Origin of the sequence: Sandarakinorhabdus sp. (assembly GCF_051860625.1) — a bacterium.
Taxonomy (GTDB): domain Bacteria; phylum Pseudomonadota; class Alphaproteobacteria; order Sphingomonadales; family Sphingomonadaceae; genus Sandarakinorhabdus.
Genome location: NZ_JBHYDQ010000006.1, coordinates 24,868 through 50,773 on the forward strand (window position 1 = coordinate 24,868; position 25,906 = coordinate 50,773).

At 65.8% G+C, this 25,906-nt stretch carries 29 protein-coding genes and 1 other RNA gene; 13 read left to right on the forward strand and 17 right to left on the reverse strand.

Annotated elements, in window-relative coordinates:
* Positions 1–51: 51 nt before the first annotated feature.
* The 4 genes from ACTIEZ_RS07180 to ACTIEZ_RS07195 all read right to left on the reverse strand — a co-directional run bounded on the left by ACTIEZ_RS07180 (position 52) and on the right by ACTIEZ_RS07195 (position 2,994).
* A complete protein-coding gene (locus ACTIEZ_RS07180; protein ID WP_439545983.1) occupies positions 52–807 on the reverse strand; it encodes a pirin family protein in 756 nt (251 codons plus the stop codon).
* A 214-nt stretch (positions 808–1,021) separates the two neighbouring features.
* Complete coding sequence (locus ACTIEZ_RS07185; RefSeq protein WP_439545984.1) at positions 1,022–1,714, reverse strand: SDR family NAD(P)-dependent oxidoreductase; 693 nt, start codon at positions 1,712–1,714, stop codon at positions 1,022–1,024.
* A gap of 204 nt (positions 1,715–1,918) precedes the next feature.
* Complete coding sequence (clpS, locus tag ACTIEZ_RS07190) at positions 1,919–2,284, reverse strand: ATP-dependent Clp protease adapter ClpS (protein ID WP_439545985.1); 366 nt, start codon at positions 2,282–2,284, stop codon at positions 1,919–1,921.
* A gap of 212 nt (positions 2,285–2,496) precedes the next feature.
* Positions 2,497–2,994, reverse strand: a complete 498-nt coding sequence (locus tag ACTIEZ_RS07195; protein ID WP_439545986.1) for a phasin family protein — start codon at positions 2,992–2,994, stop codon at positions 2,497–2,499.
* On the opposite strand from ACTIEZ_RS07195, the gene ACTIEZ_RS07200 reads away from it, so the two are divergent.
* On the forward strand, positions 2,993–3,421 hold the full coding sequence (locus ACTIEZ_RS07200; RefSeq protein ID WP_439545987.1) for a hypothetical protein: 429 nt from the start codon (positions 2,993–2,995) through the stop codon (positions 3,419–3,421). The two genes, ACTIEZ_RS07195 and ACTIEZ_RS07200, sit on opposite strands and share 2 nt — an antisense overlap.
* On the opposite strand, the gene ACTIEZ_RS07205 is transcribed toward ACTIEZ_RS07200, so the two are convergent.
* Genes ACTIEZ_RS07205 through ACTIEZ_RS07215 form a run of 3 tightly spaced genes read right to left on the reverse strand, consistent with a single transcriptional unit; the run spans position 3,422 to position 4,586 of the window.
* Complete coding sequence (locus ACTIEZ_RS07205) at positions 3,422–3,955, reverse strand: hypothetical protein (RefSeq protein WP_439545988.1); 534 nt, start codon at positions 3,953–3,955, stop codon at positions 3,422–3,424.
* Entirely contained in the window at positions 3,952–4,185 is a 234-nt protein-coding gene (locus ACTIEZ_RS07210) for a cold-shock protein (protein WP_439545989.1), read from the reverse strand. Before ACTIEZ_RS07210 ends, ACTIEZ_RS07205 begins: the two co-directional genes overlap by 4 nt.
* Positions 4,182–4,586: a Mov34/MPN/PAD-1 family protein gene (locus ACTIEZ_RS07215; protein ID WP_439545990.1), complete on the reverse strand. Its 405-nt coding sequence runs from the start codon at positions 4,584–4,586 to the stop codon at positions 4,182–4,184. Before ACTIEZ_RS07215 ends, ACTIEZ_RS07210 begins: the two co-directional genes overlap by 4 nt.
* Positions 4,587–4,603: 17 nt before the next feature.
* Here ACTIEZ_RS07215 and ACTIEZ_RS07220 point away from each other — a divergent pair, with 17 nt between their 5' ends.
* Genes ACTIEZ_RS07220 through mtgA form a run of 3 tightly spaced genes read left to right on the forward strand, consistent with a single transcriptional unit; the run spans position 4,604 to position 7,224 of the window.
* Entirely contained in the window at positions 4,604–5,566 is a 963-nt protein-coding gene (locus ACTIEZ_RS07220) for an RluA family pseudouridine synthase (RefSeq protein WP_439545991.1), read from the forward strand.
* Positions 5,567–5,570: 4 nt separating this feature from the next.
* Positions 5,571–6,485, forward strand: coding sequence for an RNA polymerase sigma factor RpoH (rpoH, locus tag ACTIEZ_RS07225; RefSeq protein ID WP_439545992.1), 915 nt, complete (start codon positions 5,571–5,573; stop codon positions 6,483–6,485).
* A gap of 46 nt (positions 6,486–6,531) precedes the next feature.
* Entirely contained in the window at positions 6,532–7,224 is a 693-nt protein-coding gene (gene mtgA, locus ACTIEZ_RS07230) for a monofunctional biosynthetic peptidoglycan transglycosylase (protein WP_439545993.1), read from the forward strand.
* Here mtgA and ACTIEZ_RS07235 read toward each other — a convergent pair.
* From ACTIEZ_RS07235 to ACTIEZ_RS07245, 3 genes are read right to left on the reverse strand one after another with little or no spacing between them, the layout of a single operon-like run.
* Positions 7,221–8,315 carry a zinc-binding dehydrogenase gene (locus ACTIEZ_RS07235; RefSeq protein ID WP_439546126.1) on the reverse strand — a complete coding sequence of 365 codons (1,095 nt, stop codon included), beginning with the start codon at positions 8,313–8,315 and terminating at the stop codon, positions 7,221–7,223. The genes mtgA and ACTIEZ_RS07235 overlap by 4 nt on opposite strands.
* Before the next feature lie 10 nt (positions 8,316–8,325).
* Complete coding sequence (locus ACTIEZ_RS07240; RefSeq protein WP_439545994.1) at positions 8,326–8,652, reverse strand: YbaB/EbfC family nucleoid-associated protein; 327 nt, start codon at positions 8,650–8,652, stop codon at positions 8,326–8,328.
* Between the two features lie 7 nt (positions 8,653–8,659).
* Entirely contained in the window at positions 8,660–10,318 is a 1,659-nt protein-coding gene (locus ACTIEZ_RS07245) for a DNA polymerase III subunit gamma/tau (RefSeq protein WP_439545995.1), read from the reverse strand.
* A gap of 95 nt (positions 10,319–10,413) precedes the next feature.
* Between ACTIEZ_RS07245 and ffs the strand changes: the two genes are divergently transcribed.
* Both ffs and ACTIEZ_RS07255 read left to right on the forward strand, forming a co-directional pair.
* An RNA gene (gene ffs, locus ACTIEZ_RS07250) (signal recognition particle sRNA small type) lies at positions 10,414–10,504 on the forward strand.
* 108 nt (positions 10,505–10,612) lie between these two features.
* Positions 10,613–11,092: a hypothetical protein gene (locus tag ACTIEZ_RS07255; protein ID WP_439545996.1), complete on the forward strand. Its 480-nt coding sequence runs from the start codon at positions 10,613–10,615 to the stop codon at positions 11,090–11,092.
* Here ACTIEZ_RS07255 and ACTIEZ_RS07260 read toward each other — a convergent pair whose 3' ends face one another.
* From ACTIEZ_RS07260 to ACTIEZ_RS07275, 4 genes are all read right to left on the reverse strand, one after another.
* Complete coding sequence (locus tag ACTIEZ_RS07260) at positions 11,093–11,959, reverse strand: hypothetical protein (RefSeq protein WP_439545997.1); 867 nt, start codon at positions 11,957–11,959, stop codon at positions 11,093–11,095.
* Between the two features lie 103 nt (positions 11,960–12,062).
* The gene (locus ACTIEZ_RS07265) at positions 12,063–12,395 is read right to left on the reverse strand and encodes a 2Fe-2S iron-sulfur cluster-binding protein (RefSeq protein WP_439545998.1); all 333 of its coding nucleotides are present in this window, start codon (positions 12,393–12,395) and stop codon (positions 12,063–12,065) included.
* Between the two features lie 21 nt (positions 12,396–12,416).
* Entirely contained in the window at positions 12,417–13,541 is a 1,125-nt protein-coding gene (locus ACTIEZ_RS07270) for a cysteine desulfurase family protein (protein WP_439545999.1), read from the reverse strand.
* Positions 13,538–14,638 carry a cysteine desulfurase family protein gene (locus ACTIEZ_RS07275; protein ID WP_439546000.1) on the reverse strand — a complete coding sequence of 367 codons (1,101 nt, stop codon included), beginning with the start codon at positions 14,636–14,638 and terminating at the stop codon, positions 13,538–13,540. Before ACTIEZ_RS07275 ends, ACTIEZ_RS07270 begins: the two co-directional genes overlap by 4 nt.
* 65 nt (positions 14,639–14,703) lie before the next feature.
* Here ACTIEZ_RS07275 and ACTIEZ_RS07280 point away from each other — a divergent pair, with 65 nt between their 5' ends.
* Positions 14,704–15,351, forward strand: coding sequence for an alpha/beta hydrolase (locus tag ACTIEZ_RS07280; RefSeq protein WP_439546001.1), 648 nt, complete (start codon positions 14,704–14,706; stop codon positions 15,349–15,351).
* 128 nt (positions 15,352–15,479) lie between these two features.
* Here ACTIEZ_RS07280 and ACTIEZ_RS07285 read toward each other — a convergent pair whose 3' ends face one another.
* Positions 15,480–16,565 carry an anhydro-N-acetylmuramic acid kinase gene (locus ACTIEZ_RS07285; RefSeq protein WP_439546002.1) on the reverse strand — a complete coding sequence of 362 codons (1,086 nt, stop codon included), beginning with the start codon at positions 16,563–16,565 and terminating at the stop codon, positions 15,480–15,482.
* Between the two features lie 64 nt (positions 16,566–16,629).
* Between ACTIEZ_RS07285 and ACTIEZ_RS07290 the strand changes: the two genes are divergently transcribed.
* The 3 genes from ACTIEZ_RS07290 to ACTIEZ_RS07300 are packed head-to-tail and all read left to right on the forward strand — an operon-like array spanning position 16,630 to position 19,023.
* Positions 16,630–17,883 (forward strand): serine hydrolase domain-containing protein, encoded by a 1,254-nt coding sequence (locus tag ACTIEZ_RS07290; protein ID WP_439546003.1) that lies wholly within the window; start codon positions 16,630–16,632, stop codon positions 17,881–17,883.
* Positions 17,880–18,512, forward strand: coding sequence for a squalene/phytoene synthase family protein (locus tag ACTIEZ_RS07295; protein ID WP_439546004.1), 633 nt, complete (start codon positions 17,880–17,882; stop codon positions 18,510–18,512). Before ACTIEZ_RS07290 ends, ACTIEZ_RS07295 begins: the two co-directional genes overlap by 4 nt.
* 46 nt (positions 18,513–18,558) lie before the next feature.
* Positions 18,559–19,023 carry a hypothetical protein gene (locus ACTIEZ_RS07300; RefSeq protein WP_439546005.1) on the forward strand — a complete coding sequence of 155 codons (465 nt, stop codon included), beginning with the start codon at positions 18,559–18,561 and terminating at the stop codon, positions 19,021–19,023.
* 6 nt (positions 19,024–19,029) lie between these two features.
* Here the strand turns inward: ACTIEZ_RS07300 and ACTIEZ_RS07305 are convergent, their stop codons facing one another.
* Complete coding sequence (locus tag ACTIEZ_RS07305) at positions 19,030–20,058, reverse strand: amidohydrolase family protein (protein ID WP_439546006.1); 1,029 nt, start codon at positions 20,056–20,058, stop codon at positions 19,030–19,032.
* 199 nt (positions 20,059–20,257) lie between these two features.
* Here ACTIEZ_RS07305 and ACTIEZ_RS07310 point away from each other — a divergent pair, with 199 nt between their 5' ends.
* Positions 20,258–20,995, forward strand: a complete 738-nt coding sequence (locus ACTIEZ_RS07310; RefSeq protein ID WP_439546007.1) for a PEPxxWA-CTERM sorting domain-containing protein — start codon at positions 20,258–20,260, stop codon at positions 20,993–20,995.
* On the opposite strand, the gene ACTIEZ_RS07315 is transcribed toward ACTIEZ_RS07310, so the two are convergent.
* The gene (locus ACTIEZ_RS07315) at positions 20,983–23,103 is read right to left on the reverse strand and encodes a ComEC/Rec2 family competence protein (protein ID WP_439546008.1); all 2,121 of its coding nucleotides are present in this window, start codon (positions 23,101–23,103) and stop codon (positions 20,983–20,985) included. The genes ACTIEZ_RS07310 and ACTIEZ_RS07315 overlap by 13 nt on opposite strands.
* Positions 23,104–23,166: 63 nt before the next feature.
* Between ACTIEZ_RS07315 and gltX the strand changes: the two genes are divergently transcribed.
* Positions 23,167–24,624, forward strand: coding sequence for a glutamate--tRNA ligase (gene gltX, locus ACTIEZ_RS07320; RefSeq protein WP_439546009.1), 1,458 nt, complete (start codon positions 23,167–23,169; stop codon positions 24,622–24,624).
* On the forward strand, positions 24,621–25,904 hold the full coding sequence (gltA, locus tag ACTIEZ_RS07325; RefSeq protein WP_439546010.1) for a citrate synthase: 1,284 nt from the start codon (positions 24,621–24,623) through the stop codon (positions 25,902–25,904). Before gltX ends, gltA begins: the two co-directional genes overlap by 4 nt.
* Positions 25,905–25,906: the final 2 nt, after the last annotated feature.

Sequence of the window (25,906 nt, forward strand, 5' to 3'; positions counted from 1 at the left end):
CCCCAGCCTCTCCCGCTTGCGGCAGGGTGGGGGTGGGCCTTTGCGAGCGCTTTACGCCAGATCGAACACCAGCACTTCGGCGCCTTCTTCCGACGTCAGCGTCAGCTCGGCAGCGTCCTTCACCGCCAGGCCATCGCCTTGGGCCAGTTCATGGCCATCGACCACCAGCGACCCCTTGGCGACCTGCACCCAGGCGTGGCCGCGGGTGATCGGCGCGGTCAGGGTGCCGCCGGGTGCCAGCACGGCGCGGGCGATGCTGGCGTCGCTGTGGATGGTCACGGCGCTGTCCGGCGCTTCCGGGGCAGCGACCACATCCAGCCGCGATTCGCCGTCGGCCACGGCTGGCAGCGACTTCTGTTCATAGCCCGGCGCAATGCCGCGCTGGCTCGGCAACAGCCAGATCTGCAGCAGATGCACCGGATCGGTGGCACTGGCGTTGAATTCGCTGTGACGGATGCCAGTGCCGGCGCTCATGCGCTGGGCTTCGCCGGGGCGGATCACTTCGCCGCTGCCGATGCTGTCGCGATGCTCCAGCGCGCCATCGAGGATGTAGGTGACGATCTCCATATTGTCATGGGCGTGGGTGGGAAAACCGCCGCCGCCGGCGATGCGATCCTCGTTGATGACCCGCAAGCTCCGGAAGCCCATGATATTGGGATCATGATATTGGCCAAACGAGAAGCTGTGTTTCGCCTTCAGCCAGCCGTGATCGGCCTGGCCGCGGGCGCCGGATTTGCGATGCAGATAGGTGGGCATGTCGTGTCTCCCGTTGGAGTGGATGATGCCGATATGGGGGCTGTCGGCCATGTTGCCAGATGCGAATGGGTCGCAGCAGCCATGCCGCGACCGCATGCATGAATATGTTCGTGGTAGCGCCATCTCTGCTGGACGTCCGGTCGGCAGTTTTTCCACTTTTTCCGTAAAAGGCGGGATTCCGGCCGGCCGTTCGCCTGAAAGCTCTCCCGGCCACACCGCAGGACAGCGCCATGATGACAGGATTGGGCCGTGTAGGACAGGGGAACTAGAACGGAATGGCCAGTCCCTGCCAATCGAGCAACTGGCCGGATTGGGCCGGCGTGGCGCCATCGATCACGCCGAGCAGGTGGCGGGCGCTGGTCTCCGGCGTGAACAGGGTCGGCACGCCTTTCTGGAACGGCTTGGACAGGCCGGAATCGACCGTGCCGGGGTGCAGGGCCAGCACGACCTGATCCGGGTTTCGGCGCGCCTGCTCGATGGCCATGGTGCGGATCAACTGGTTCAGCGCCGCCTTGGAAGCGCGATAGCTGTGCCAGCCACCGAGCCGGTTGTCGCTGATCGAACCGACGCGAGCCGACAGCGCCGCCAGCACCGTCTTGCGGCCCTTGGGCATCAGCGGCAGCAGCGCGCGGGCGACCATGGCGGGGCCGATGGTGTTGATGGCGAAGGCGGTGGCAAGCGCCTCGGCCGACAATTGGTTGTTGGCCTTTTCCGGCGACAGGCCAGCGCCGTGCAGAACGCCTGTGGCGATGAACACGAGATCGGGCGGCGTGCCGAGCGCTGCAGCGGCCACGGTGATGCTGGCTGGATCGGTCAGATCAACACCGCTGCTGCGGCTCCAGCGCGTGACCTGCGCACCGTCTTGTTCGAGGAGAGCAGCGAAGGCGCTGCCGATGCCGCCGGTGGCGCCGACGATCAATGCGTGCAGGTCGGGCCGGAAGCTGGGGAGAAGCGACATGCGGCTGCTGTAGCGGGGGATGTGGCGGCGGGGAGCAGGGCGATTGGTCGCGTGGGGCGCACTCCTGCACTTCCCCACCCCCAACCCCTCCCCTGAAGGGGAGGGGCGCATGAAGTGCATGGGCCGACCGGCTCCCCTCCCCTTCAGGGGAGGGGTTGGGGGTGGGGAACGGCAGCGCCAGCCTCAAGCAGCCGAACCGCGCCCCTATTCCTTCTCCATCGTGCATTGCAGCGGATGGTTGTGGCGCCGTGCGAAATCGATGACCTGGTTCACCTTGGTCTCGGCCACTTCGTAGGTGAAAATGCCGCAGACGCCGACGCCGCGCTGGTGAACGTGCAGCATCACCCGCGTTGCATCCTCGATGCTCATCTTGAAAAAGCGCTGCAACGTCAGCACGACAAATTCCATCGGCGTGTAATCGTCGTTCAGCATCAGCACCTTGTACAGCGCCGGCTTGGCCGTTTTCGATTCGGGCTTGGTCGCAAGGCCGATACCGGTATTGCCGCGGCCGCCATCGACGTCACGGTCATCATCGGTCAACGACGGGATCAGGCTGGCACCATTGTTCATCAACAAGACCCGGTGGCAAAGGGAGGGGGCAAAAGGGGATTGAATTGCCCCTGTATAGCAAAATCGGCGCCGGAAAAAAGGCCCGAGACCGGGTCGCGGCAATGGCGACCGCAGCGCCCAAGAAAACGGGCGGGGGCCTGCTGGCCACCCGCCCGGTTCCAGGTCATCGCCCATGCTTTGGCGCCGTCGCGCCGCGGCAGGGGGTCAAAACCTTATTTGGTCCAGGTGGACTTCATCTTGTCGCTGGCCAGAGCGACCTGGTTCTGCACCGGCTCCATGATTTCGCCAGCCAGCTTGACCATCATCTCGGTCAGCTTGCTGTATTCCGACACGGCGGTGTCGAACTGCGCCTTGGCATATTCGGTTTGCAGCTGCATCAGGTCGTTCGGGGTCTTGGCAGCGGCCAGGTTCTTCATCATCGCCGTCGACTCTTCGAAGCTCTTCTTCGACACTTCGGTCAGATGGGCGACAACCTGCTCGACACCGGCGGTGGCGACGCGGGCCGAGGCGATCAAGGCATCGACATTGGCGCGGGCCATGTCGTTCATTTCGTCCAGGCTCTTCATGCTGGCTTCGACAGCTTCCTTGGACTTGGCAGCAACCTGTTCCATCGCAGCCTTGCCGCTGTTGATGGCGGTTTCGGTCTGCGCGTTCAGCGTAGCGGTGGTGGTGCGGACGGCTTCGCTGGTGGTTTCAAATGCAGTGGCCATGATCGGTTCCTTTTTCGGCGTGGAAGTGGAGGACGCGGGTTGTGGGGCAGCCGGGACGGGTGCCACCGGCGGGCTGGCCGGAGCCGCCGCCGCCAAAACGGGCGCCGGGGCTACAGCCGCGGGTACCGGTTTTGCGGCTGTTGCCACCGGTACAGGGACCGGCGCTTTCGCAACCGGTTCGGGGGCCGGCGTTTTCGTCACCGGTTCCGAAACCACCGCATCCACCTTGGACACAGCAGTCACAGGCGCAGCCTTCGATGCCGGCCGCTTGACGGCGCGCTTGGCCTTGGCCGGGGTGTCGGCAGGGGTGGGCGTGCGCTTGGCGGTCATCATCATCTCCGGCTTTGCTGCAATGCAACATAATAGGGAGTCGGCGCCCGTTCAAGGGGTAAATGCTGCACTGCAACAAAAACCTGGCACTGGATGATCAGCCCCATGCCAAACCGTTTGCGGAACATGATAATTCCCGCCCGGCCCGGTGTGCGGCGGCGACAACCATGGCGGCAACGGCACTGCGATTGCATTGTGCTTCGGCACCGGCAAACACCGCAGCCACCGAATCCGGCCAGGTGCAGCCCTGCGCGACGATCACGGCCGTGGGCGTGATGGTGAGCGCGCGGGTGCGGTTGAGATCGGCGATCAGCATCGCGCAGCCGGTTACCACCGCCGGCATGCCATCGGTGGCATCGCCAACAAATGCCCAATCGATATGGGTGCCCTCCAGCCCTTCGCGGATCAGCCGTTCCAGGGCGCCTGCACTCATGGCCCCATCGGCCGCGCCCAGCGCCAGGCGCAGCAGCCGCAAACGGCCCGAAAGCCGCTTGGCACCAAACTGGATCAGCTCGTTGATTTCCGCGTCCGGCGTGTCGTCGAGCAGTTCGCTGGCGGTCATCACGCTGGCGATCGGCGTGGCCATGTCGTGGCACAGCCAGCGCACCAGATAATGGGGAAGATCGCTCATGCTGCTGCCTCGATCCCGTCGCTGCGCAATTTCAGGCCAAGCGCGATCAGGCGGCCATCGCCATCCTGCGCCAATTCGAAATCCAGCCGCTCGCCGGGTTTCAAGCGTTCCAGCCCGGCGTCGACAATGGCACTGATGTGCACGAAGACATCGCGCGGGCCAAGATCGGGCGTGATGAAGCCATAGCCTTTCTTGCCATCGAACCATTTCACCACGCCGCTCGCCATCATGTCACCTCCAGCGTGACGGGCTGAAAGCTTGCCGGGCCGACCCCGCTTGTGTGCGCCACCCAGGCGCCAATGTCCCCGGCGGCGATGATCAGCCAGATCTGGCCATTGTCGGTGGCGCGGGCGGCGTCGCGCGTGGACGGCGCGCGGCGGCCATTGGGGTGGCTGTGCCAATGGCCGATCACCCGTTGCCCGGCGCCGCGCGCATTGCGGTGGGTGGCAAGCAAGGTCGATGGCGCAATTTCGAAGCTGCGGGAAGGATTGGCGGCCACATTTTGTGCCGGTACCAATGCCTCGACACGGCTCGGTTGGCCCAGCAAGAGCCCGCAAATCTCATCGTCCGGACTGGCAGCGGCAGTATCCAGCAGAAATTGCCGGTGTCCGCTTGATATCTGCAACTTCATCCCGACATCGCTAACCCATGGGGAGCGAAGAGTCGATCATTCTGACCTTGCCGGCCACGGCGGCCGGCCAGCGCCTGGACAAGGCGCTGGCCGAGGCATTGCCGCAGTATAGCCGGGAGCGATTGAAGACGCTGGTGCAGGGCGGCCGCCTGGCGGCGGCAGCGGGCGTGGTATGGGACCCCGCCACCAAGATGAAGGGCGGCGAAGCGCTTACCCTGGTGATACCGGTGCCGCGCCCGGCCCATAATGTGGCGCAGGACATTCCGCTCAGTATCGTGTTCGAGGATGAACATCTGCTGGTGCTCGACAAGCCGGCCGGGCTGGTGGTGCATCCGGCCGCCGGCAATTATGATGGCACGCTGGTCAATGCCCTGCTGCACCATTGTGCCGGCGGTCTGTCCGGCATTGGTGGTGTCGCGCGGCCGGGGATCGTGCACCGCATCGACAAGGACACATCCGGCCTGTTGGTGGTGGCCAAGAACGACCCCACCCACGAAGGCTTGGCGGCGCAATTTGCCAAACATAGCGTCGATCGGCGCTATGCCGCGGTGGTGGCGGGTGTGCCGGTGCCGCCGGCCGGGCGCATCGAAGGCGCACTGGCGCGCAGCAGTGCCGATCGCCAGAAAATGGCCATCGTGAAGGACGGCCGCGGCAAGCATGCCATCACCCATTATCGAACCGTTTTGCCCTTCACCGGCGCGGCCCAGGTCGAGTGCCGGCTGGAGACGGGGCGCACCCACCAGATCCGTGTTCACATGGCATCCATTGGCCACCCGTTATTGGGGGATGCAAGTTATGGAAGGACCCCGGGCAAGCTGGCGCCGTTGTTGCAAGCATTGGGCTTTGCCCGCCAGGCGTTGCACGCGGCGACACTCGGGTTTGTGCATCCGGTGACCAAAGAAAAACTGTCTTTCGAAAGCCCCCTGCCAGCCGATATGCTGGCGCTTATTGGTGCCCTTGCCGGCACCATCGAGGAGTGAAACGATGAGTGCGAACCTGCCTGCCGTGAAACAGAGCAGCATTCCGGTGCTGGGATCGGAAGCCGGGCTCAACCGTTATCTGGCGGAAATCCGGAAGTTTCCGCTGCTCTCGCCGGAGCTGGAATATATGATGGCCAAGCGCTGGCAGGAGCATCAGGACCCGGCCGCCGCGACCAAGCTGGTGACCAGCCACCTGCGCCTGGTGGCGCGCATCGCCATGGGCTATCGCGGCTATGGCTTACCGGTGAACGAGCTGATCGCCGAGGGGAATATCGGCCTGATGCAGGGTGTGCGCAAGTTCGATCCCGAAAAGGGCTTTCGTTTGGCCACCTATGCGATGTGGTGGATCAAGGCGGCGATCCAGGAATATATTCTGCGGTCGTGGTCGCTGGTGAAGATCGGCACGACCGCGGCCCAGAAGAAGCTGTTCTTCAATCTGCGCCGGCTGAAGGGCAAGATCGGTGCTGTCGAGGATGGCGATCTGAAGCCAGCCGACGTCGAGACCATCGCGACCACCCTGGGTGTTGCGCAGGAAGAAGTCGTGTCGATGAACCGGCGCATGGGCTTTGGCGGCGATGCCAGCTTGAACAGCCCGCTGCGCGAGGAAGGCGAAGGCGAATGGCAGGATTGGCTGGCCGATGATGGCCCGCTGGCCGATGAATTGCTCGCCGAAAGCGAGGAGCGTGACCAGCGCCACGGCCTGCTGGTGGCAGCGATGAGCGGGCTGAACGAGCGCGAGCGCGATATCCTCACCCAGCGCCGCCTGATCGATGAGCCGGAAACGCTTGAGCTGTTGTCGCAGCGCTATGGCATCAGCCGCGAACGCGTGCGCCAGATCGAGGTGCGGGCGTTCGAGAAACTGGCCAAGGCGATGCAGACCGCCGCCGTTGAACAGCGGCTGTTGCTGGAGCAGGTATAAGCACCGCGCATTGACGCATACCCCTCGCGCGGGTGAGAGGGTGGCGATGATCGCAGGCTTCTTCTCGGCACTGACTGCCCTCGCGATTCGGCTGGTGATCGGCTTTGTGCTGCTCAGCTTTGCATGGGTGGCGGTGTACCGTTATCTGCCGCCGCCGATCACCTGGCTGCAGGCGCGCGATGCCATCGCCGGCAAACATGTGGAACGCGAATGGGCGCCGCTCACCGCGATGACCAAGGCGCTGCCGCGCGCAGTGATCGGCGCAGAGGACGCGAAATTCTGCGAGCATAATGGCTTTGATCTGGATGCGATCGAAGCAGCGGCGAGTGCCAACATGGCCGGCAAAGCCCTTCGTGGTGGCTCGACGATCAGCCAGCAAACCGCGAAAAACGCGTTTCTGTGGCCGGGCCGATCCTATGTGCGCAAGGGGCTGGAGGCGTGGTTCACCCTGCTGATCGAGCTGGTGTGGGGCAAGCCGCGCATCATGGAAGTCTATCTGAACATTATCGAAATGGGCCCCGGCATCTATGGCATGGAGGCCGCGGCCGAGCATTATTTCGGCACCACCGTGGACAAATTGAGCAACCGCCAGGCGGCGCGGCTGGCCGCGATCGTGCCACAACCGCTGAAGCGCAGCGCTACTGCGCCGTCGCGCCAGGTCAAGCGCTATGCCCGCCGCATCGAGAAGCGGGTGCGGGTGGTGGCCGAGGGGGGAATTGACGCCTGCCTGTGGCGTTAATCCGGCACCACCAGATATTTCTGCCCCGTCCGCCGAGCCTGCCAGCCAGCCACGGCTTCCGGGCTGACCATTTGCGCCAGTGAAACCCGGTGGCTGTAATGGCTGGCAAAGGTCGTGGTCAGCTCATTGGCCACCCGCTGTTTCAGCTCGGCGAATTTCGCGTTGCCGAATATCTTCATGCGCGGGAACAGCAGCCAGCCGCCCATCGCCCAGGCCATGCCGAAACCGCGGTTGAAGGTCGTCGGCGCCATGTCGAGCCCGCCGTAGATATAGACCTGCTTGAGCACTTCCGAGCCATAGCGGCTATAGCCACCGGCGCGGGCGTTGATGGCTGCCTCCATCGCGGTGAGAATCTGCCCGGCCAGCCCGCCGCCGCCGATGGCATCGAAGGCCAGCGTCGCGCCGGTTTCGGTGCAGGCGGCGATCAATTTCTTCATGAAATCCGGCGCGGACGAATCGATCACATGCGTCGCACCGATAGCTTCCAGCAAGGCCACCTGCTCCGCCGACCGCACGATGTTGACCAGAGGCACACCATCGGCCGCACAGATTTTCACCAGCATCTGGCCAAGGTTGGAGGCAGCGGCGGTGTGGATGATGGCATTATGGCCTTCGTGGCGCATGGTTTCGACAAAGCCCAGCGCCGTCAACGGGTTGACGAAGCAGGATGCGCCCTGCTCGGCCGTGGCACCTTCGGGAAGCAGCAGGGCTTCGGCAGCCTTGACCACGCGATAATCGGCATAGGTGGCGCCGCCGATGATGGCGACACGCCGCCCGATCAGATGTTCGGCGCCTTCGCCGGCAGCCACCACGGTGCCGGCGCCTTCATTGCCGCACGGCATCGCATGGCCGACGCGCGCTGCCATCGCCCGCATGCCCGCAGCCGGCACCGGTGCGCGAATGCCGCCGTCGATGGCGACCATCTGGCTGACATCGGCCGCGCCGGTCAGCAGCCCGATGTCGGACGGGTTGATCGGCGCCGCCTCTATGCGCAGCTTGATCTCGCCGGCACCCACTTCCGGTTCCGGCACCTCGGCCACCGCGAGGATCAGTTCACCGTCGGCGGTGATGGTCGAATGAATCTGGCGCATCATATGTCCTTCAAAAATCCGGCAACTTGAAACCCGGCGGCAGTTGCATGCCGGCGGTCAGCTTGCCCATTTCGGCGCTGCCGGCCTGGTCAGCCTTTTGCTTGGCATCATTGAACGCTGCAACGATCAGATCTTCCAGCATTTCTTTTGAATCGGTGGTCAGCAGCGATGGATCGATGTCCAACCTGCGCACTGCACCCCGGGCCGTGGCGGTCACCTTCACCAGGCCGCCGCCGGACGCGCCTTCCACTTCGATCTGGTCGAGCTGGCTCTGTGCCCTTGCCATCTGTTCCTGAACGTTGCGGGCGGCTTCCATCAATTCTTCGAGACTGGGCATATCTACCTCAAGCGCTTATTTTGATTGGGGAAAGTTCGGCATCTGGAAAGGCGGTCAGCAGGGCTGCCACCGTGGGGTCCACGCGCATCCGCGCCTCCAGCTCAGCCAATGCGGCCTGTTCGGTCTCGCGCAGGGTCGGCCCGCCGCCGTCGCTGACCCAATCGATCCGCAAGCCCTTGCCGGTCCATTCGGCCAGGCGTTGCTCGATCTCCTGGATCGCGTCACGCGGCACCCCGCGGGCATTCAGGGCCGGCTGCGGCTGCCAGGCCACGGGGCGGATATCGTCGGTCAGGAAATGTGCCAATCGCGATTCGCCGTGCTGGCGGAACAAGGCCACCAGCGCCTCGAAACTTTCGGGCACGGTGCCAGCCTCGGGGGGTTTTGCCTGAATCGGTGCCGGCAGCGTGGCATTTGGTGGCCGATCATTGGCCAGCGGTGGCCGGTCCGCAACGATTGGTTCCCCAGCCGGGGCCGCGTCCTGGATTTGGCGGATGAGCGCGCCGGGATCGGGCAATTCGGCGGCATGGCACAGCCGCAGCAGCGCCATTTCGGCGGCCTGCAGCGGCACCGGCGCCTGGCTCACCTCCTCCAGGCCTTTCAGCAGCAGCTGCCACAGCATCGACAGGCGCGGGAAGCTCAGCGCCTGTGCCCAGCCGTCCAGTGCCGCCTGTTCTTCGGCGGACAGTGCCGGGTCGCGGCGCGGCGCCATGCGCTGGCGGGTGATGCCGTGCACCAGCCCCAACAGCTCGCGCAGCAATTGCGCCGGATCCTGGCCCAGATCATATTGCCGGCCGAGCGCGGCCAGCATGTCGGGCACGTCGCCGGCCAGCACCTGCCCGAACAGCGCACGCACGGCACCGCGATCGGCCAGGCCCAGCATGTCACGCACGGTTGCCGCCGTGATCATCTCGCCCGAATGGGCGATCGCCTGATCGAGGATCGACAGGCCATCGCGCACGCTGCCTTCCGCGGCGCTGGCGACCAGCGCGACGGCATCGGCTTCAAACGCCACCCCCTCGGCCTCCAGGATGGCGGCGAAATGCGTGGCCAGCATCTCGGCGGGAATCCGCTTCAGATCGAAGCGCTGGCAGCGCGACAGGATCGTGGCCGGCACCTTGTTGACCTCGGTGGTGGCCATGATGAACTTCACGCCCGGCGGCGGTTCCTCCAGTGTCTTCAGCAGCGCGTTGAACGCCTGCTTCGACAACATATGGACTTCATCGATGATGTGGATCTTGTAGCGCGCCGAGACGGCGGCATAGCGCACGCCCTCGATGATTTCGCGCACATCATCGACCCCCGTATTGGACGCCGCGTCCATTTCCACGACATCCATGTGGCGGCCGGCGGCAATCGCTGTGCATGGCTCGCACACACCGCAGGGTGAGATCGTCGGGCCGCCCTGGCCGTCGGGGCCGATGCAGTTCAGCGTCTTGGCGATGATCCGCGCCGTGCTGGTCTTGCCGACGCCGCGCACCCCGGTCAGCAGCCAGGCCTGCGCCAGCCGGCCGCGCGCGATGGCGTTGGCCAGCGTCTGCACCATCGCCTGCTGCCCCAGCAGCGTGTCGAAACTGGCCGGCCGATATTTGCGCGCCAGCACGCGATAGGCTGCGGCGGCAGGCGGTGCTTCCAGACCGGGCAGGCTGATGGCGGATTCGTCGGGCATTGCCGTATCACTAGCGCAGGGGTGGAGGCCCGTCACGCCAGTCTTGCACTTTGCCCAGTCTCTTGCACTTCCTGCCGACTCTCGCCATATGCGCAGTGGGAGCTGGGCGGACAGAGCGCTCGCCAACCCGGTCAGGTCCGGAAGGAAGCAGCCGTAACGATTCCGGTCTGGGTCGTTCCCGGCTCCCACCCAACAAGATACATCAGCTTCAGCCGTTGCGGCGACTTGCCAGCGCAGCGCCGGGCGTGGCATGCCGCGATCGGGTCCTCGTTTTGCCGTGGTGGGTGCGCGCCGATGATCCTTGCCCAGACATTCCTGCTGCTGGCGGCACTGGTGCCGCCAGGGAAGCCGATTGCGGTCGCGGTGGAGGTGGCGCCCGGCGCGGTGAAATCGCGGGTGGCGTCGTTCGATCCGGCGATGTTGCGCCAGGCATTGGTGCGGGAATTGCAGGCATCCGGCGTCGCCATCGGCACATCGCCCGATCTGCTGCGGCTGGTGGTGCGGGTGGCGGCGGTCGATCCCGGCAACACGCTGGCGCTGGGGCAGACCGCCACGCTTTCGGCAACGGCGGAATTGCAACTGCCTGGCGAACCGAACCAGCCGGGGCAAAGCACGGCGCTTCCGCCGGCCAGTTGCGCCAATCAGGCCAAGTTCGGCCTGCTCAGCACACCGGGCCAGCGCGCGCGATTGGCGCTGAGCCGGTGCATCGATCAACTGGCCGGGCAGATCAGCGCGAGCGTGGCTGGCGGCAATGAAACCGTCGTGGTGCGTTGATCAGCCCGGAATGCTGAAATCATAGACACGTGCGGTCAGCGCGCCGCCGCCGCCGCTGACATTGCCGCCGGTAAGCGCCTGGATGAAGCCATATTCGCCGGGCGGCAACGCCTGGCTTGGCATCACCTTGAACACGCCGGGCCGCACCTGTTCGGTTTCAAAGGCGATGCGATCCTTGTCCATCACCCCCTGTTTGGAACCGGCGATGTTCAGGCTGCCCACCCGTGCTTCGCGGGCGCCCTTTTTCTCGGTAAATCGCACCAGGCTCAATTCGGCCGGGGAACTGGTCACTGATCCGGCGCCGGTTGTCCACACACTGGACGAGCCGACCGCGAGGTTGCGCGGCACGGATTCATCGAAGAACATATAGAAGATCGGCTGCGCACTGCCGGATCGCACCTTGGCATTCTGGCCGGGGATCGTCGCCTTGATACTCGCCGACGCAATCCCGCCGGTGAGGGCATAGCCGATGATACCACCGGTCTTGGCCTGATTCGAAGCCGTCGCCAGCATGCGGTACATGCGCTGATCGGATGGCCCGAACATGTAAACGCCAGGATAGTGCGGCACCGCGGGATCGGGCGAATCCATCGACAGTTCAGCGGCAGCTGCCGCCTTGGGCTCCAGCATGGCCGCCAGCACCGGCCCCGGCACGCCCTTGTTCTTCAGCGCAATCAACTGATCCGTGGACAGATCGAATTGGCTGGGGGAGGCCTTGATCTTGGCGACGACGGCTTCGGCCGGCAGCCCGGCATCGAGCAATTTCAGCACGGCTTCGTTGGTGAGCATTTCCTGGGCGGCAACGCCCGTGGTGACGAACGCCAGCGCACCAGCCACGGCCATGGCCATGATCATTTTCGAATTCATTTGCGCTTCCCGCTATTTACCGTTGGTTGACCCGCGCCCGTTGTGCCGTGGGTTACCGCGCTTGTCTATCGCGCCGCGCAATTGTCTCGACATGTGCCGCCGCTCAGCGGCTGTTGTCCATCACGCCGCGGGGCATTTTCACGTCCAGGCTGGTAATGTCGGCGGTCAGCTTGATCTGGCAGGCGAGGCGGCTCTGGCGGTTGGCGCCGGCGGCGAAATCCAGCATGTCTTCTTCTTCATCGCACGGCGGCGGCAATTTTTCGGTATCGCCGCCAACCAGATGCACGTGGCAGGTGGAGCACGCCATGGCGCCTTCGCAGGTGCCTTCCAGCGGCTGACCATTGGCCTGCGCGAGATCGAGCAGGCGGTCGCCGGCATTGGCCTGGACCATGGTTTCATGGCTGCCGTCGGCGGAGATGAAGCGGATGCGGATCATGACTGGCGATTCCCTGCGCCACTATTCCGCAAGATTGCGCTGCACTGCAACATTGATTTGTGACACGGCCGCATCAATCTCGGCTGGCGTGGTGAAGCGGCCGAAGCCGAGACGCAGACTGGCCTTGGCCGCCACATCGGAAAGGCCAAGCGCGGTCAGCACATGGCTGGGCCGGCCGGTAACGGCCGCGCAGGCCGAGCCGGACGAGATGGCGAGGCCGGGCAACTGGCTGAGCAGCGGCACGGCGACGCCGAGGAAGCTGAGATTGAGATTGCCCGGCCAGCGGCGCGTGAGGCTGCCGTTGACCTGCGTCTGCGCGGTGAGGCCGGCGAGCAGGCGGCTTTGCAGCGCGGCCGCGTGGGCATGATCGTCGGCCATGCGCGCCTTGGCGATGCGGGCCGCGGCGCCCAACCCGGCGATCAGCGCCGTGGGCAGGGTGCCGGAGCGGCCGTCTTCCTGGCCGCCGCCGTGCAGCAGCGGCGTGATCATCGTGAATGGCCGGCGATACAGCGCGCCGACGCCCTTGGGGCCGTAAATCTTGTGGGCGGTGATGCTCATCAGGTCGATGCGCATCGCCTCGACATCGATCGGCACCTTGCCGAAGCCTTGCGCCGCATCGACATGGAAGACGGCGCCGATGCCGTGCGCCAGTTCGGCGATGGCAGCGAGATCCTGAATCACGCCGATTTCATTGTTGACGGCCATCACGCTGACCAGCGCGACATCCTCACCCAGCGCGCGCGCCAGATCGCCCAAATCAACCAGGCCGTCGCTGCGCACTGGTACGATGGTGAGCTGGGCGCCGATGCTGGCCAGATAAGCTGCAGTTTCCAGCACGCTGCTGTGCTCGGTCGCCAAGGTGACGATGCGGCGGCGTGACTGGCCGGGTGCGGTCAGCAGGCCCTTGATGGCCCAATTGTTGCTTTCGGTGGCGCCGCTGGTGAAGGCGATGCTTTCGGGCGGGGCGTTGATCAATGCGGCGACGGCATCGCGGGCCAGTTCGACGGCGGCCTTGGCCTGATAGCCCCACAGGTGCGCGCTGTGCGGATTGCCAAATTGGCCGACACCCCAAGGCGCCATCGCCTCGGCGACGGCCGGGTCGAGCGGGGTGGTAGCACCATAATCAAGATAGAGCGGCAGGGTCATCCCCGGTGTTTTCGGCCCAATCGTGTGGCCATGGCAAGCCAGGCGGTGGTGAATGCGGCAATTTCGGCATCGGTGGTGGCTGCTGACAGGCTGACGCGAATGGCTTCGCTGGCGCCCTCGCGCAGGCCCATGGCGCCCAGCACATGGCTCGCCTTGACCTTGCCCGACGAACAGGCGGCGCCGGCGGAGACCATGAAGCCTTCGAGATCGAGCATCATCACCTGGGTGACGGCAGCCACGCCGGGCAGGCCGATGCTGCTGATGTGCGGCAGGCGCGGCGCGGTGCGGCCGTGGATGATCGCGCCGGCGGCCAGCAATTGCGCTTCCATGGCGTCGCGGCGCCGCGCCACATCGGGCCAGTGGTGCACCTGCGCCACCGCAGCGCCAAAGCCGGCGATGCCGGGCAGATTGGGGGTGCCGCCGCGAAAGCCGCGCTCCTGTCCGCCGCCGCGCAGGAGCGGGTTGAGACTGTCCGGCCGCTTGGCGATCAGCGCACCGACGCCGGCTGGGCCACCCAGTTTGTGGGCCGAGATGGCGAGAAAATCGGCTTCGGCGGGCAGCGGGATCTTGCCGGCAGCCTGCACGCAATCGGCCAGCAAAAACCCGCCGGCGCTGTGGGTGAGCGCCGCAATCTCGGCCAGCGGCTGGATGACGCCGGTTTCGTTGTTGCCGGCCTGCACTGCCACCAGCGCCGGGCCGGCGCTCAGCGCGGTCCGCAGTGCGGCGAGATCGAGAATGCCGCTCGGCTCGACGGGCAGCAGCTTGATATCGGGGCAGGCGTGCAGCACGGCGCTATGCTCCGTGGCGCTGGCCAGGATCGGCAGGCGCGCCGTGGCATGGGCGGGGTGGCGCGCACCGTGCAGGGCTGTGCCGAGCGCTTCGGTGCCGCCGCTGGTGAAGATGATCTGTTCGGGCGCGACGCCGGCAAAGCGTGCCACGGCATCACGCGCGCGTTCCAGCAGATCATGCGCAGCGCGGCCGCCGGCGTGCACGCTGGCGGGGTTTCCGGCGATGCCGAGCGCCGCGGTGATGGCAGCTACGGCGGCAGCGCACACCGGGGTGGTGGCGGCATGATCGAGATAGATGCGGCTTTTCATTGCATGCAGGCCATGGCGGACCATATAGGATATGCCGTTAAAATTGCGCCTATCCAAGGAAACATATGCCTGAAGTAATCCTCACTGGCCCGGAAGGCCGCCTGGAAGGCCGTTACCAGCCCGGTACGGCGCCGCGCGCGCCCGTAGCCATCATCCTGCAGCCGCACCCGGCGCAGGGCACGATGAACCACCCGATCGTGCTGGCCATGTATCAGACCTTTGTGAAGCGCGGCTTTGCGACGCTGCGGTTCAATTTCCGTGGGGTCGGGCGCAGCCAGGGCACGTTCGACAACGGCATCGGCGAATTGTCGGATGCCGCAAGCGCGCTGGATTGGTTGCAGCAGTTCAATCCGGAAGCCCACACCACCTGGGTGGGCGGGTTCTCGTTCGGCGCGTGGATCGGCATGCAATTGCTGATGCGCCGCCCGGAAATCAAGGGCTTCATCTCGATCGCGCCGCCGGCGAACATGTATGATTTCACCTTCCTGGCGCCGTGCCCATCGAGCGGGATCATCGTGGACGGTGAGGCCGATGAAGTGGTGCCGACATCAGCGGTGCAGAAGCTGGTCGATAAATTGAAGACCCAGCGCCACATCACCATCGATCACAGGACGATCCCGGGGGCGAACCATTTCTTCCAGAACGAGATGGACCTGCTGATGGGTGAGGTGGATGCGTATCTGGACATGCGGCTGGCGAACGGCGGGCGGTAAAGGCATTTGTGACGGCGGGCGGCACCCCTCCGTCGCCCTACGGGCGCCACCTCCCCTTGAAGGGGAGGAACTGATTGATCCTCCCCTTCAAGGGGAGGTGCCGAGCGCAGCGAGGCGGAGGGGTCGCGTCAGGCCAGCCGCCCACCCACCGTTGGCTCCGGCACGCCCGTCGTCTCCGGCCAACTGAGCGGTTTGCCGTCCAGCACCCGCACGGCCAGCCAGGCGAAGGCTTCGGCCTCCAGCGCGTCGCCGTTCCAGCCGACAGCTTCCACCGGATCGCAGGCGACGCCGCAGCGGGCGGCGATTTCGGCCATCAGCACCGGGTTGAGCCGCCCGCCGCCGGTGATCAGCAGGCGGCCAATCGGCGGCACATGCCCCAAGGCCAGCCGCACGGTTTCGGCAGTGAAAGCGGTGAGCGTGGCGGCACCGTCGCCGGGTGAGAGCCCCCGGCACGCGCCGATGTCCCAGGCATTGCGGTCCAGCGATTTGGGCGGCGGGGCGTCGAACCAGGGATTGTCGGCAAGGCTGTGCAGCACATTGTCGTGGACGCTGCCGCTCGCCGCGACGTCGCCGTCTGCATCGTAATTGCGGCCGGTGTGGGTGCGCACCCAATCGTCGATCAGGGCGTTGCCGGGACCGGTGTCGAAGCTGCCCCAACGGCCATCGTGCGCAAACCAGGTGAGATTGCCGACGCCGCCGAGATTGAGCACAGCCAGTGGCCGACCCAGGTCTTCGGAGCGGGCGCGGTGATAGCCCGGTGCCAGCGGCGCGCCCTGGCCGCCGGCAGCGACATCGGCGGTGCGGAAATCATAGGCGACGGGGATATGCGTCGCGATTTTCAGCGTGGCACCGTCGCCGATCTGCCAGGTCCATTTGCGATCGGGCCGGTGCGCCACGGTCTGGCCGTGGAATCCGATCACCGCCACGTCATTGCGGCTGGTGTGGGTGGCGGCAAGCAGGCGGTGCACGGCCATTGCATGCAGGCCGGTCGATTCCTGTTCGACCGCATCGATCAGCGGATCGCGGCCCGGCGCATGAAATTCCAGCGCGCGGGCGACGGCGCTGCGCAGGCGGTGGCGAAAATCAGGCTCGTAGGGGAAGAACATGAAGGCGCGCGGGGTGACGGCGCCTTCCCCGTCGGTTTCGATCAGTGCGGCATCGATGCCGTCCATGGAGGTGCCGGACATCAGGCCGATGGCAAGTCTCGTCGTCATGGACCTAGCCTAGCGTGCTGCGCGGCGGCTGGCCATGGCGGTATCACCGGCTTATGTTGCGGCCATGCGCATGATCCTTGCTGCCTTGTTGCTGGCCAGTCCGGCCGCTGCCAACCCGCTGGCCGATCTGGTGGCGGGCCGCGATGCGCGCTCGCCGCAATTGTCGGGCGTGATCGCGGTGGTGGCCACCAGGGACAAGATCGTGCGCGCCGAGGCCCATGGCATGGCCGAGATCGGCGCCGACCGGCCGTTGACGCCGGACAGTGTCGTGCGGGTCGCGTCGATTTCCAAGCTGGTGGTCGCCATCGCAGTGTGGCGGCTGGTGGAGCAGGGCAGGCTTGATCCCGATGCCGATGTGTCGGCCGTGCTGGGCTGGCGGTTGCGGCATCCGGCGCACCCTGACACCAAGGTGACGCTGCGCCAGCTGCTCAGCCACACCAGCGGCATTGTCGACGGGCCGGGGTATAGTTTCCCGCTGGAGGACCGGCTGCAGGACCGGGTGACGGCGGCGCACTGGGGGCCAGGCGCGCCGGGTGGGCGGTTCGAATATGCCAATCTGAATTATGGCATCATCGCCAGCGTGATGGAAAAGGCCACCGGCGAGCGCTTTGATCGCCTGATGACCCGGCTGGTGCTGGCGCCGCTGAAGATCGATGCCGGCTATAACTGGCAGGGCGCATCGGATGACGCAGTGCGGCGTGCAGCGGTGCTGTATCGCAAGGGCCAAGATGAAAAGGCGTGGGACACGGCCGGGCCATGGGTGGCGCAGGTCGATGATCTGCATGGCCAGCGCAGCGCGTGTCCGGTCAGCAGCCGGATAAGCGGCGGGGCGGGCTGCGATCTGGCGGCCTATCGGCTGGGGGCGAATGGCACGATGTTTTCGCCGCAAGGCGGGCTGCGCATCAGCCTGAATGATCTGGCGCGTATCGGGCAATTGCTGCTGCGTGGCGGCGAAATTGGCGGCGTGCGCTTGCTGAAGCCGGCGACGGTGAAGGCGATGTTCACGCCGGTGTGGCAGGCCGGGGGCGCGGTGCCCGGCGATGATTATCAGGGCCAGATGCTGTGTTACGGTGCCGGGCCGCAATGCCTGTCGGGCCGGGCTGGCGCCAGTGATCAGCCGGTTGCAGGCGCGGCCTGGTGGGGGCATCTGGGGGAGGCCTATGGCTTGCTGGCCGGCCTGTGGGTGGACCCGAAGGGCGGCCGGGTCATGGCTTATGCCCTGACCGGCAGTGCCGACGATCCGTTCAAGGCGCCCAAGCTGAAATCCGCTTTCTCTGCCCCGGAAGACATCATCATGGCCGAACTTGCGCAACCTTGACTGACCTGGAGATTATTACCGCCGAATTGCAGGCTCGCGATCGTGATCGCTGGTTGGCGTGCCTTTATGCGCCGGCCAGCGCCCGCGCGGGGTTGATCGCGCTGTTCGCGCTCGATTGCGAACTGGCGCAATTGGTGGCGAGCACCACCGAGCCGATGCTGGGCGAGATCCGCCTAGCCTGGTGGCGGGAGCGGCTGGAGGAACTGGATGAAGGCCGCGCGCCGGCGCAGCCGCTGCTGCTGGCGCTGCGCGATCATGCGCTGCCGGTGCTGCGCGGTGCCGAACTGGCCGGGCTGGAAGATCGCTGGCTGGCGTTGATCGGCAGTGACGCGGTGCCGGCGGCGCATGTCGAGGGCGGCGGGTTGCTGTTTGCCCTGGCGGCACGGTTGCTGGCCGGGGAAGAGAGCGCGGATGAGGGCGGGAATGAGGGTGGCGCGCGCGCCTTGGGCCGGGCGTGGGTGCTCGGTGAACCCGCGGTTCGGGTCGCGGCCCCGCTGCGGCCGCTCTCTGGGCTGGTGGCGCTGTCGGCGCGCGATGCGGCGCGCAGCCGGGCGGGATTGCCGCGGGAGGCGCGCGGCAGCCTGGCCCGGCAATGGTTGCTGTTGAAGGCCGTTGCATTCGGGCGCTGAACCGGCTTATCCGAACGATACAGGGTCTGGCGATGAAGGAGGCGTTATGCGCCGCATCCTGGGCTTTATGGTCGCGTTATTGGGCCTGCTCGGCGCCGGGCTGATCCTGTGGCGCGCGCCGCCGGTGACGGCACCTGCGGTGGCACTGGCGGTGCCGGCTGCCGATGCCGCCGGTGTGGCGGCCACATCCGCGCCGCCGCCTGCCGCGCCCGACGCGCCCGATGCGCCGCTGGATCGCGAGGCCAGGCGCCTGGCGCGCTATGACAAGGATGCCGATGGCCAGGTCAGCCGCGCCGAATTTCTGGTCAACCGGCGCAAGGCGTTCGACAAGGCGGATCGCAACCGGGATGGCCGGCTGGATTTCGAGGAATTTGCCGCAGCGACGGCCAAGAAATTCGCAACCGCCGATCGCAATGGCGATGGTCGGCTGAGCCCGCAGGAATTTGCCGCCACCGCCGTCAAGCGCACGCCCAAGCCGGCCTGTGTCTGCCCGGTGCCGGCGGAAGAGTGAAGGCGGTCATGCGGCCAATCGGTACACGCGCGCTGCGGTGCCGCTGAACAGCGCGGTTTTTTCATCGGGGCTGGCACCAGCGGCCAACAATTTGAGCGCATTCCACAACGTCGCATAATCGCAGGTGCCGCGATCGACCGGGAAATTGCTTTCGAACATGCAACGTTCCGCCCCGAACGCCGTCACGGCTGTCTCGATCCACGGCCGCCAGTCCTCGGCCAGCGTCGCCGCCGTCGCCATCGGTTCGGCCATGAAGCTGGCAAAGCCGCCGAACGGCATCGCCAGCCCGCCCAGCTTCATCACCACATTGGGGCAGGCCGCCAGCGCGCGAATATTGGCTTCCCAGGCCGCGAAATCGGCATCGCGCCGCCCGGCATGGCTGGCGATGCCCAGGGGCGTGCCGAGATGATCGCACACGATCTGCAACTGCGGCATGGCCTGCGCCATTTCGACCAGCTCCGGCAATTGCGGCGCCAGCAGCCAGCAATCATAGCTCAGGCCCGCCGCTGCCACTTCGGCAAGGCCAGCGCGGAACTGCGCATCGCCGAGCAATCCTAGCCGGGGTCCCTGCAAGAAACCCAGCACGTCTGGATCCGCATCCCACGACACCGAATGGCGGATGCCGCGCAAGCGATCCGGTGCCGCTGCCCGGTGCGCCACCAGCACCGGCGCCACCCCGGCGCCCAGGGTGAGATCGGCGTGCGCGACAATGCCGGCACAGGCGCGCGCCGGGCCGTACATCCCCGAAGCGCTCATCGCCGCGACGCCATTGACGAACTCCGTCTCACCAACCGGGCGCAGGGCATCGGGTGCATCGGCGCGATAATAGGCGCCGCATTCCACGAACACGCTGGCCACGACATTGTGACCGCTGCCGAAATCGCCGAGCAGTTCGGGCAGCAGATAGAGCGGTGAAAGCGCGATGGCGCGCACGAAATCATGGCTTGCCGGGATGTGCGGCAGCCGCTGGCGCAGATCCCACAGATGGTGGTGCGGATCGATGATCGGCAATTGCGGTTCGATGATGTCGGCCATGTGATCCCCCATTCGGGTCCCGATGATGACCGGAACTGCGGAAATCGCGACTGGCGCATTTGCGGGCTGGCGCCGCCAAACAGTACCAAAGAGTCGCACCCTATCCTTTTGGACCCGAGCGCTATGCTTCTTATACAATTGTAAACCATAGCGTCGTAGGCGACATGCCTGCGTCTCCATTCGAAACAGGGTCCCCAGAATGTCAATCCGTTCAGCCGCTTGCGCGGTCGCTATCGCGTGTGCCTGGCTCCAGCCGGCCTCGGCTACGGTTTATTCCAAGGTCCTGTCTCAGACGATTTCCTTCAGCCAGAGCTTTTCCACCACGTCGCAATATACGGGGAACACCAGCAACACGATCCTGCTCGGCCCGTCGCCGATCATCAATTTCAACAGGTTCAATGCCGTTGGCAGCCAGGGCCAGGCGCTGACCCTCACTGGGATTCGCATCTCGGTTGATCGCGCCCTGACCGGCTCCATCACTTTAGACAATGGCTCCGGCAACGCCCGCACAGGCACCCTGCAGTTCGAAGTCGACAGCACGCTGAGTGCGGGTTCGCTGTTCACCCTGACCGATCAGGCCGGCAATGCCGCGATCGATATCAACATCCCACGACAATCCCAGGGCGGTCTTGGCCTCGCCGATGTCAACACGGCGGCATCCAACGTCTTCACACCGTCAAGCTTCACGCCCTATGTCGGCACTGGCACGATTTCTGTCACACATTCGATCAGCAATTTCCTGTCGAGCGTGTTCCTGACAAGCGGCGGGTCTGGCAGCCTGTCCGGTACGGCATCCGGAACGGTATCGGGCAATTTCACCATCGAGTATCTTTATGACGATCCCATCCCGGAACCGGCGAGCTGGGCGATGCTGCTGGCTGGCTTTGGCCTGACCGGCGCAGCGATGCGCCGGGCACGTGCGCTTCAGAACGCCTGATCGGGCGGCCGCCGCCCAGCCTGCCACGCACGATCACCCACCGCGTCACGCGCTGTTACCACTTCGCCAGCGCTCAGCCGGATTGCCACTGCGCCCGTGGCCCCCAAGCCGGCGCGGTCCAGCTTCAGCCAGCGCGGCTGGCACCAGATCGGCAGGCGTCGGTCCGACACGACGATATCGGCCGCTGCGCAGGCCGGGGCCATGGTTTCGCGCGGGATCAGCGCCGCGCTGGTGGTGGCCAGCACCCGCCAGCGCCGCAGCCCCCGAACGATATCCACCATACAGCTATCGGGCGAGCAGCGCGCGACACCCGTCTGGCCCAGCCATAGCGCCGCATCGGCATCGGCGCCGATGCTCTCGCTCCATATGCTCAGCAGATAATCGCCCACCCGTTCGCGGCTGTGCGCCAACCGGCCATCGCTCATCCGCAGCGCCATATGCCGGCCATCGCCGCTGACCAGCATGTCGGGCAGCGGCGCCGTCCGCGCGATCAGCACCGCCGCCACGATCGGCACCAGCCCCCACCAGCGCATCCGCGTCTGCCACAGCGCCAACCACAGCCCGCCGGCGGCGCCCAGGGCAAAGGCCGGCGCCGGCACGACCCCGGTGATGACGGCGCCGGGCAGGGCAGCGGTGAAATCGGCCAGATTGATCAATTGCTGCATCGCCCAGCCGGCCAGCGGCCACAGCAGCCCCAAACCCAGCGCCTCGGCGAACAAGGCCAGCATCAGCGACGGCAGCACCACAAAACTGGTGAATGGGATCGCGATCAGATTGGCGCCGATGCCGTACAGCCCGCCGCGCCCGAAATGATAAAGCCCGATCCCCGACAGCGCCAGTTCCGCCACCAGTCCGCTGGCCAACAACGCCGCGGCCCCGCGCACCAGGGCACGCCACCATGGTTCATCTTCACGCGCCGCTGCCAGCCAGCGGCCCAGATTGCTTTCATAGAGCGCGACAATGCCGATCACCGCGGCAAAGCTGAGCTGAAAACTCGCGCCGAGCAGCACTTCGGGCCGCACCAGCAGGATCGCCAGCGCCGCTGCGCCGAGCAGTCGCAATGAAATCGCCTGCCGGCCGAGCATCATGCCGAGCACAACGATGCTTGCCGCAATCGCGGAGCGCACGGTTGGCACCTGCGCGCCGGCCAACAACGTATAAGCGACACCCGCCAGTGCGCCGATGCCGAGCGCGATGGTCGGCACCGGCACCCGCAGTGCGAGCCACGGCCACAGCGCCAGCAACATCCGCGCCAGCAGCGCCACGCCGCCCACCACCACTGCGATGTGCAGGCCCGAAATGGAGAGCAGATGCGCGAGGCCCGAATCGCGCATCGCCTGGGTTGCCGGCATCGGGATGGCGCGTTGCTGCCCGGTGACGAACGCCGCCGCCATTGCGCCGGCCTCGCCAGGCACCCGCGCCACGATCATCGCCTGCAAGCGCGCGCGCACCCCATCCAGCCACAGCCGGGGACCCGGCGGCGGCAGCGCGAGCAGCGTGACCGGCCCCAGCACCACGCCAGTGGCCCCGATGCCATCGAACCACGCCCGCCGCGCCAGATCGAGGCCGCCGGGCACCGCTGCACCGGCCGGTGGTGACAACAGCCCACGCACCCGCACCCGCGCGCCCACCGGCACCGGGGCTGCGGCGCCGCGCAGGGTCAGCCGCGCCCGCGCGACGCCGCCGGGCAAGGCGCCGTCCACGGCCGCCAGTACCAGCCGCTGGCCACCGCCAGCCAGCGGCTCCACCGCTGCGACCTGCGCGTCGAAGGTCGCCACGACGCGTTCGGCAAGCACGGCATGCGCAGTGCCGGCCACCCGCGCCTCCACCGCCGCCATCCCGGCCAGTGCAAAGCCCGCCGCCAGCGCCAGCGGCCGCAGCCCAGAAATAGCGCTGCCCGCCAGCACCGCCAGCAAGCCCAGGGCTGCTGCTGCCCGCCACGCCGCCCAGGGCAGCGCGAACCACAGCAAGATGCCGGCGGCCAGCGCCACCGGCAGCCACAGCGCCAGCCGGTCGCGTTCCGCGCTCAGCCAGTCGTTCCAGGCATGCTGCAACTGCCCGGCAAGCCTGGCGGCGATTTGTGTGGCCTGTGCCCTTCTGCTAACCACCTTATCGTTCCGTGTGCCCCTCCCCGGCCACGACCCTTGGATCACAGATTGGACGAAACGCGCATGAGCGCAACCGACATTGATATGGGCAAGGTGGTTACCAGATTCGCGCCATCGCCCACCGGCTTCCTGCACATCGGCGGCGCCCGCACCGCGCTGTTCAACTGGTTGTTCGCGCGGCACCATGGCGGGGAATTCCGCCTGCGCATCGAGGATACGGATCGCGCCCGCTCGACCGAACCGGCGATTGCCGCAATCCTGGACGGCATGGCCTGGCTGAACCTGAGCCATGATGGCGAGATCGTCTATCAATTCAGCCGTGCCGCCCGCCACGCCGCGGTCGCGCACCAATTGCTCAGCGCCGGCCTCGCCTATCGCTGCTACGCCACCCCGGCCGAGCTGGAGGCGCTTCGCGCGGCCCAGCGCGCTGCAAAGCAGCCGATGCGATATGATGGCCGCTGGCGGGACCGCAGCGATTTCCCGAACGACCAACCCTATGTGATCCGCCTGAAGGCGCCGCGTGAAGGCGCCGTTACCATCGCAGATCTCGTGCAAGGCGACGTCACGGTCAACAACGCCGAGCTTGATGATTTCGTGCTGCTGCGTTCCGATGGCACGCCGACCTACATGCTCGCCGTGGTCGTGGATGATCACGACATGGGCGTCACCCACGTGATCCGTGGTGACGATCATCTCAACAACGCCTTCCGCCAACTGGCGCTGATCCGCGCGCTTGGTTGGCCTGAGCCGATTTATGCGCATATTCCGCTGATCCACGGCACCGATGGCGCCAAGCTTTCCAAACGCCATGGCGCGCTCGGCGTCGATGCCTATCGCGACGAACTGGGCATGCTGCCCGAAGCGGTTGAAAATTATCTGCTGCGGCTGGGCTGGGGCCATGGCGATGCCGAGACCATCAGCCGCGAACAGGCGGTGTCATGGTTCGATCTGGCTGGCGTCGGCCGCTCGCCGTCGCGCTTCGATCAGAAGAAGCTGGAAAATCTGAACGGGCATTATCTGCGTGCCGCCGACGATGCCCGGCTGGTTGCGCTGATCACCCCGCGGATGACTGCGGCATTGGGCCGCGACCTTCACGAAAGTGACATAAATCTGTTGCAGCGCACAATGCCGGAACTGAAGAAGCGCGCCAGCAACCTCAATGATTTGGCAGCAGGCAGCCTTTTCTATCTTCGCAGCCGCCCAATTCCCATGGACGAAAGCGCAGCCAAGCTGCTAGCCTCTGCGGCGTCTGGGCTGCTTGACCGTGCCCGGACACGATTCGCCGCTCAGCCTGACTGGACGGCAGCCGCGCTGGAACAGGCAGCTCGGGCAATGGCAGACAGCGAGGGCCTGAAGCTCGGCCAGATCGCCCAGCCGTTGCGCGCTGCCGTAACCGGATCGGCCCAATCCCCCGGACTGTTCGAGGTCCTGGAGGTGCTGGGCCGTGACGAGGTGCTGGGGCGGATTGATGATGCGCTAAATTCTGGCGCGCTGGAACAACCAAAGAGGATCCTGGGATGAGCACGGCCAACATCAGCATCGAAGGCATCAGCGGCGATTATCCGGTGCACACCGGCAGCATCGGGCCGGAAGTCATCGATATCCGCAAGCTGTACGCCAACACTGGCCGCTTCACCTACGATCCCGGCTTCACCAGCACGGCGAGTTGCGAATCCAAGATCACCTATATCGACGGCGACGAAGGCGTGCTGCTCTATCGCGGCTATCCGATCGAGCAATTGGCTGAACAATCCAGCTTCCTGGAGGTCGCGCATCTCCTGCTGAATGGCGATCTGCCCAATGCCGCGCAAAACGTCGAGTTCACCCGCAACATCACCCGCCACACGATGATCCACGAACAGCTCGCCCAATTTTATCGCGGGTTCCGGCGCGATGCCCACCCGATGGCGATCATGTGCGGCATCGTCGGTGCGATGGCAGCATTCTATCACGACAGCACCGACATTCACGATCCCCAGCAGCGCGTGATCGCTTCGCACCGGATCATCGCCAAGATGCCGACCCTGGCCGCCATGGCCTATAAATATTCGATCGGGCAGCCGTTCCTCTATCCGGACAACAGCCTGTCGTTCGCCGGCAATTTCCTGCGCATGACCTTTGGCGTGCCGGCCGAACCCTATGTAATCGATCCGATCGTCGAAGACGCGATGGAGAAGTTGCTGATCCTGCAGGCCGATCACGAACAGAATGCTTCCACCTCCACGGTGCGTCTGGCCGGTTCGTCGGGGGCCAACCCGTTTGCCTGCATTTCGGCCGGCATCGCCTGCCTGTGGGGCCCGGCGCACGGCGGCGCCAACGAAGCCGCCCTGAACATGCTGCGCGAAATCGGCCGGCCGGAGCGGATTCCGGAGTATATTGCCCGCGCCAAGAACAAGGATGATCCGTTCCGCCTGATGGGCTTTGGCCACCGCGTGTACAAGAATTACGATCCGCGTGCCAAGGTGATGGCCAAGGTCGCCAAGAATGTGCTGGACCGGATGGGTATCAGCGATCCGATCTTCGATGTCGCCCGCGAACTCGAACAGATCGCGCTGAACGACCCCTATTTCATCGACAAGAAACTCTATCCCAACGTTGATTTCTATTCTGGCGTCGTGATGTCGGCGATTGGTTTCCCCACTTCGATGTTCACCGTGCTGTTCGCGATTTCGCGCAGCGTCGGCTGGATCGCGCAGTGGACGGAAATGATGGAGGACCCGGAGCAGAAGATCGGCCGCCCGCGCCAGCTCTACACCGGCCACGATCGCCGCGAATATGTGCCGCTCAGCGCCCGCGGGTGACA

Bases quoted from the DNA above. Each gene is read 5' to 3' on its own strand.
- ACTIEZ_RS07180 (WP_439545983.1), bottom strand. From the start codon at position 807: ATGGCCGACAGCCCCCATATCGGCATCATCCACTCCAACGGGAGACAC.
- ACTIEZ_RS07210 (WP_439545989.1), bottom strand. From the start codon at position 4,185: ATGATGGCGAGCGGCGTGGTGAAATGGTTCGATGGCAAGAAAGGCTAT.
- mtgA (WP_439545993.1), top strand. From the start codon at position 6,532: ATGATCGCAGGCTTCTTCTCGGCACTGACTGCCCTCGCGATTCGGCTG.
- gltA (WP_439546010.1), top strand. From the start codon at position 24,621: ATGAGCACGGCCAACATCAGCATCGAAGGCATCAGCGGCGATTATCCG.
- ACTIEZ_RS07205 (WP_439545988.1), bottom strand. From the start codon at position 3,955: ATGAGCGATCTTCCCCATTATCTGGTGCGCTGGCTGTGCCACGACATG.
- ACTIEZ_RS07215 (WP_439545990.1), bottom strand. From the start codon at position 4,586: ATGAAGTTGCAGATATCAAGCGGACACCGGCAATTTCTGCTGGATACT.
- ACTIEZ_RS07290 (WP_439546003.1), top strand. From the start codon at position 16,630: ATGCGCATGATCCTTGCTGCCTTGTTGCTGGCCAGTCCGGCCGCTGCC.
- ACTIEZ_RS07235 (WP_439546126.1), bottom strand. From the start codon at position 8,315: ATGCGCCAGATTCATTCGACCATCACCGCCGACGGTGAACTGATCCTC.
- ACTIEZ_RS07245 (WP_439545995.1), bottom strand. From the start codon at position 10,318: ATGCCCGACGAATCCGCCATCAGCCTGCCCGGTCTGGAAGCACCGCCT.
- ACTIEZ_RS07305 (WP_439546006.1), bottom strand. From the start codon at position 20,058: ATGGCCGACATCATCGAACCGCAATTGCCGATCATCGATCCGCACCAC.
- ACTIEZ_RS07200 (WP_439545987.1), top strand. From the start codon at position 2,993: ATGATCGGTTCCTTTTTCGGCGTGGAAGTGGAGGACGCGGGTTGTGGG.
- ACTIEZ_RS07220 (WP_439545991.1), top strand. From the start codon at position 4,604: ATGGGGAGCGAAGAGTCGATCATTCTGACCTTGCCGGCCACGGCGGCC.
- ACTIEZ_RS07275 (WP_439546000.1), bottom strand. From the start codon at position 14,638: ATGAAAAGCCGCATCTATCTCGATCATGCCGCCACCACCCCGGTGTGC.
- ACTIEZ_RS07255 (WP_439545996.1), top strand. From the start codon at position 10,613: ATGATCCTTGCCCAGACATTCCTGCTGCTGGCGGCACTGGTGCCGCCA.
- ACTIEZ_RS07280 (WP_439546001.1), top strand. From the start codon at position 14,704: ATGCCTGAAGTAATCCTCACTGGCCCGGAAGGCCGCCTGGAAGGCCGT.
- ACTIEZ_RS07195 (WP_439545986.1), bottom strand. From the start codon at position 2,994: ATGGCCACTGCATTTGAAACCACCAGCGAAGCCGTCCGCACCACCACC.
- ACTIEZ_RS07310 (WP_439546007.1), top strand. From the start codon at position 20,258: ATGTCAATCCGTTCAGCCGCTTGCGCGGTCGCTATCGCGTGTGCCTGG.
- ACTIEZ_RS07260 (WP_439545997.1), bottom strand. From the start codon at position 11,959: ATGAATTCGAAAATGATCATGGCCATGGCCGTGGCTGGTGCGCTGGCG.
- ACTIEZ_RS07285 (WP_439546002.1), bottom strand. From the start codon at position 16,565: ATGACGACGAGACTTGCCATCGGCCTGATGTCCGGCACCTCCATGGAC.
- ACTIEZ_RS07300 (WP_439546005.1), top strand. From the start codon at position 18,559: ATGCGCCGCATCCTGGGCTTTATGGTCGCGTTATTGGGCCTGCTCGGC.
- ACTIEZ_RS07270 (WP_439545999.1), bottom strand. From the start codon at position 13,541: ATGACCCTGCCGCTCTATCTTGATTATGGTGCTACCACCCCGCTCGAC.
- ACTIEZ_RS07265 (WP_439545998.1), bottom strand. From the start codon at position 12,395: ATGATCCGCATCCGCTTCATCTCCGCCGACGGCAGCCATGAAACCATG.
- ACTIEZ_RS07240 (WP_439545994.1), bottom strand. From the start codon at position 8,652: ATGCCCAGTCTCGAAGAATTGATGGAAGCCGCCCGCAACGTTCAGGAA.
- ACTIEZ_RS07185 (WP_439545984.1), bottom strand. From the start codon at position 1,714: ATGTCGCTTCTCCCCAGCTTCCGGCCCGACCTGCACGCATTGATCGTC.
- gltX (WP_439546009.1), top strand. From the start codon at position 23,167: ATGAGCGCAACCGACATTGATATGGGCAAGGTGGTTACCAGATTCGCG.
- clpS (WP_439545985.1), bottom strand. From the start codon at position 2,284: ATGAACAATGGTGCCAGCCTGATCCCGTCGTTGACCGATGATGACCGT.
- rpoH (WP_439545992.1), top strand. From the start codon at position 5,571: ATGAGTGCGAACCTGCCTGCCGTGAAACAGAGCAGCATTCCGGTGCTG.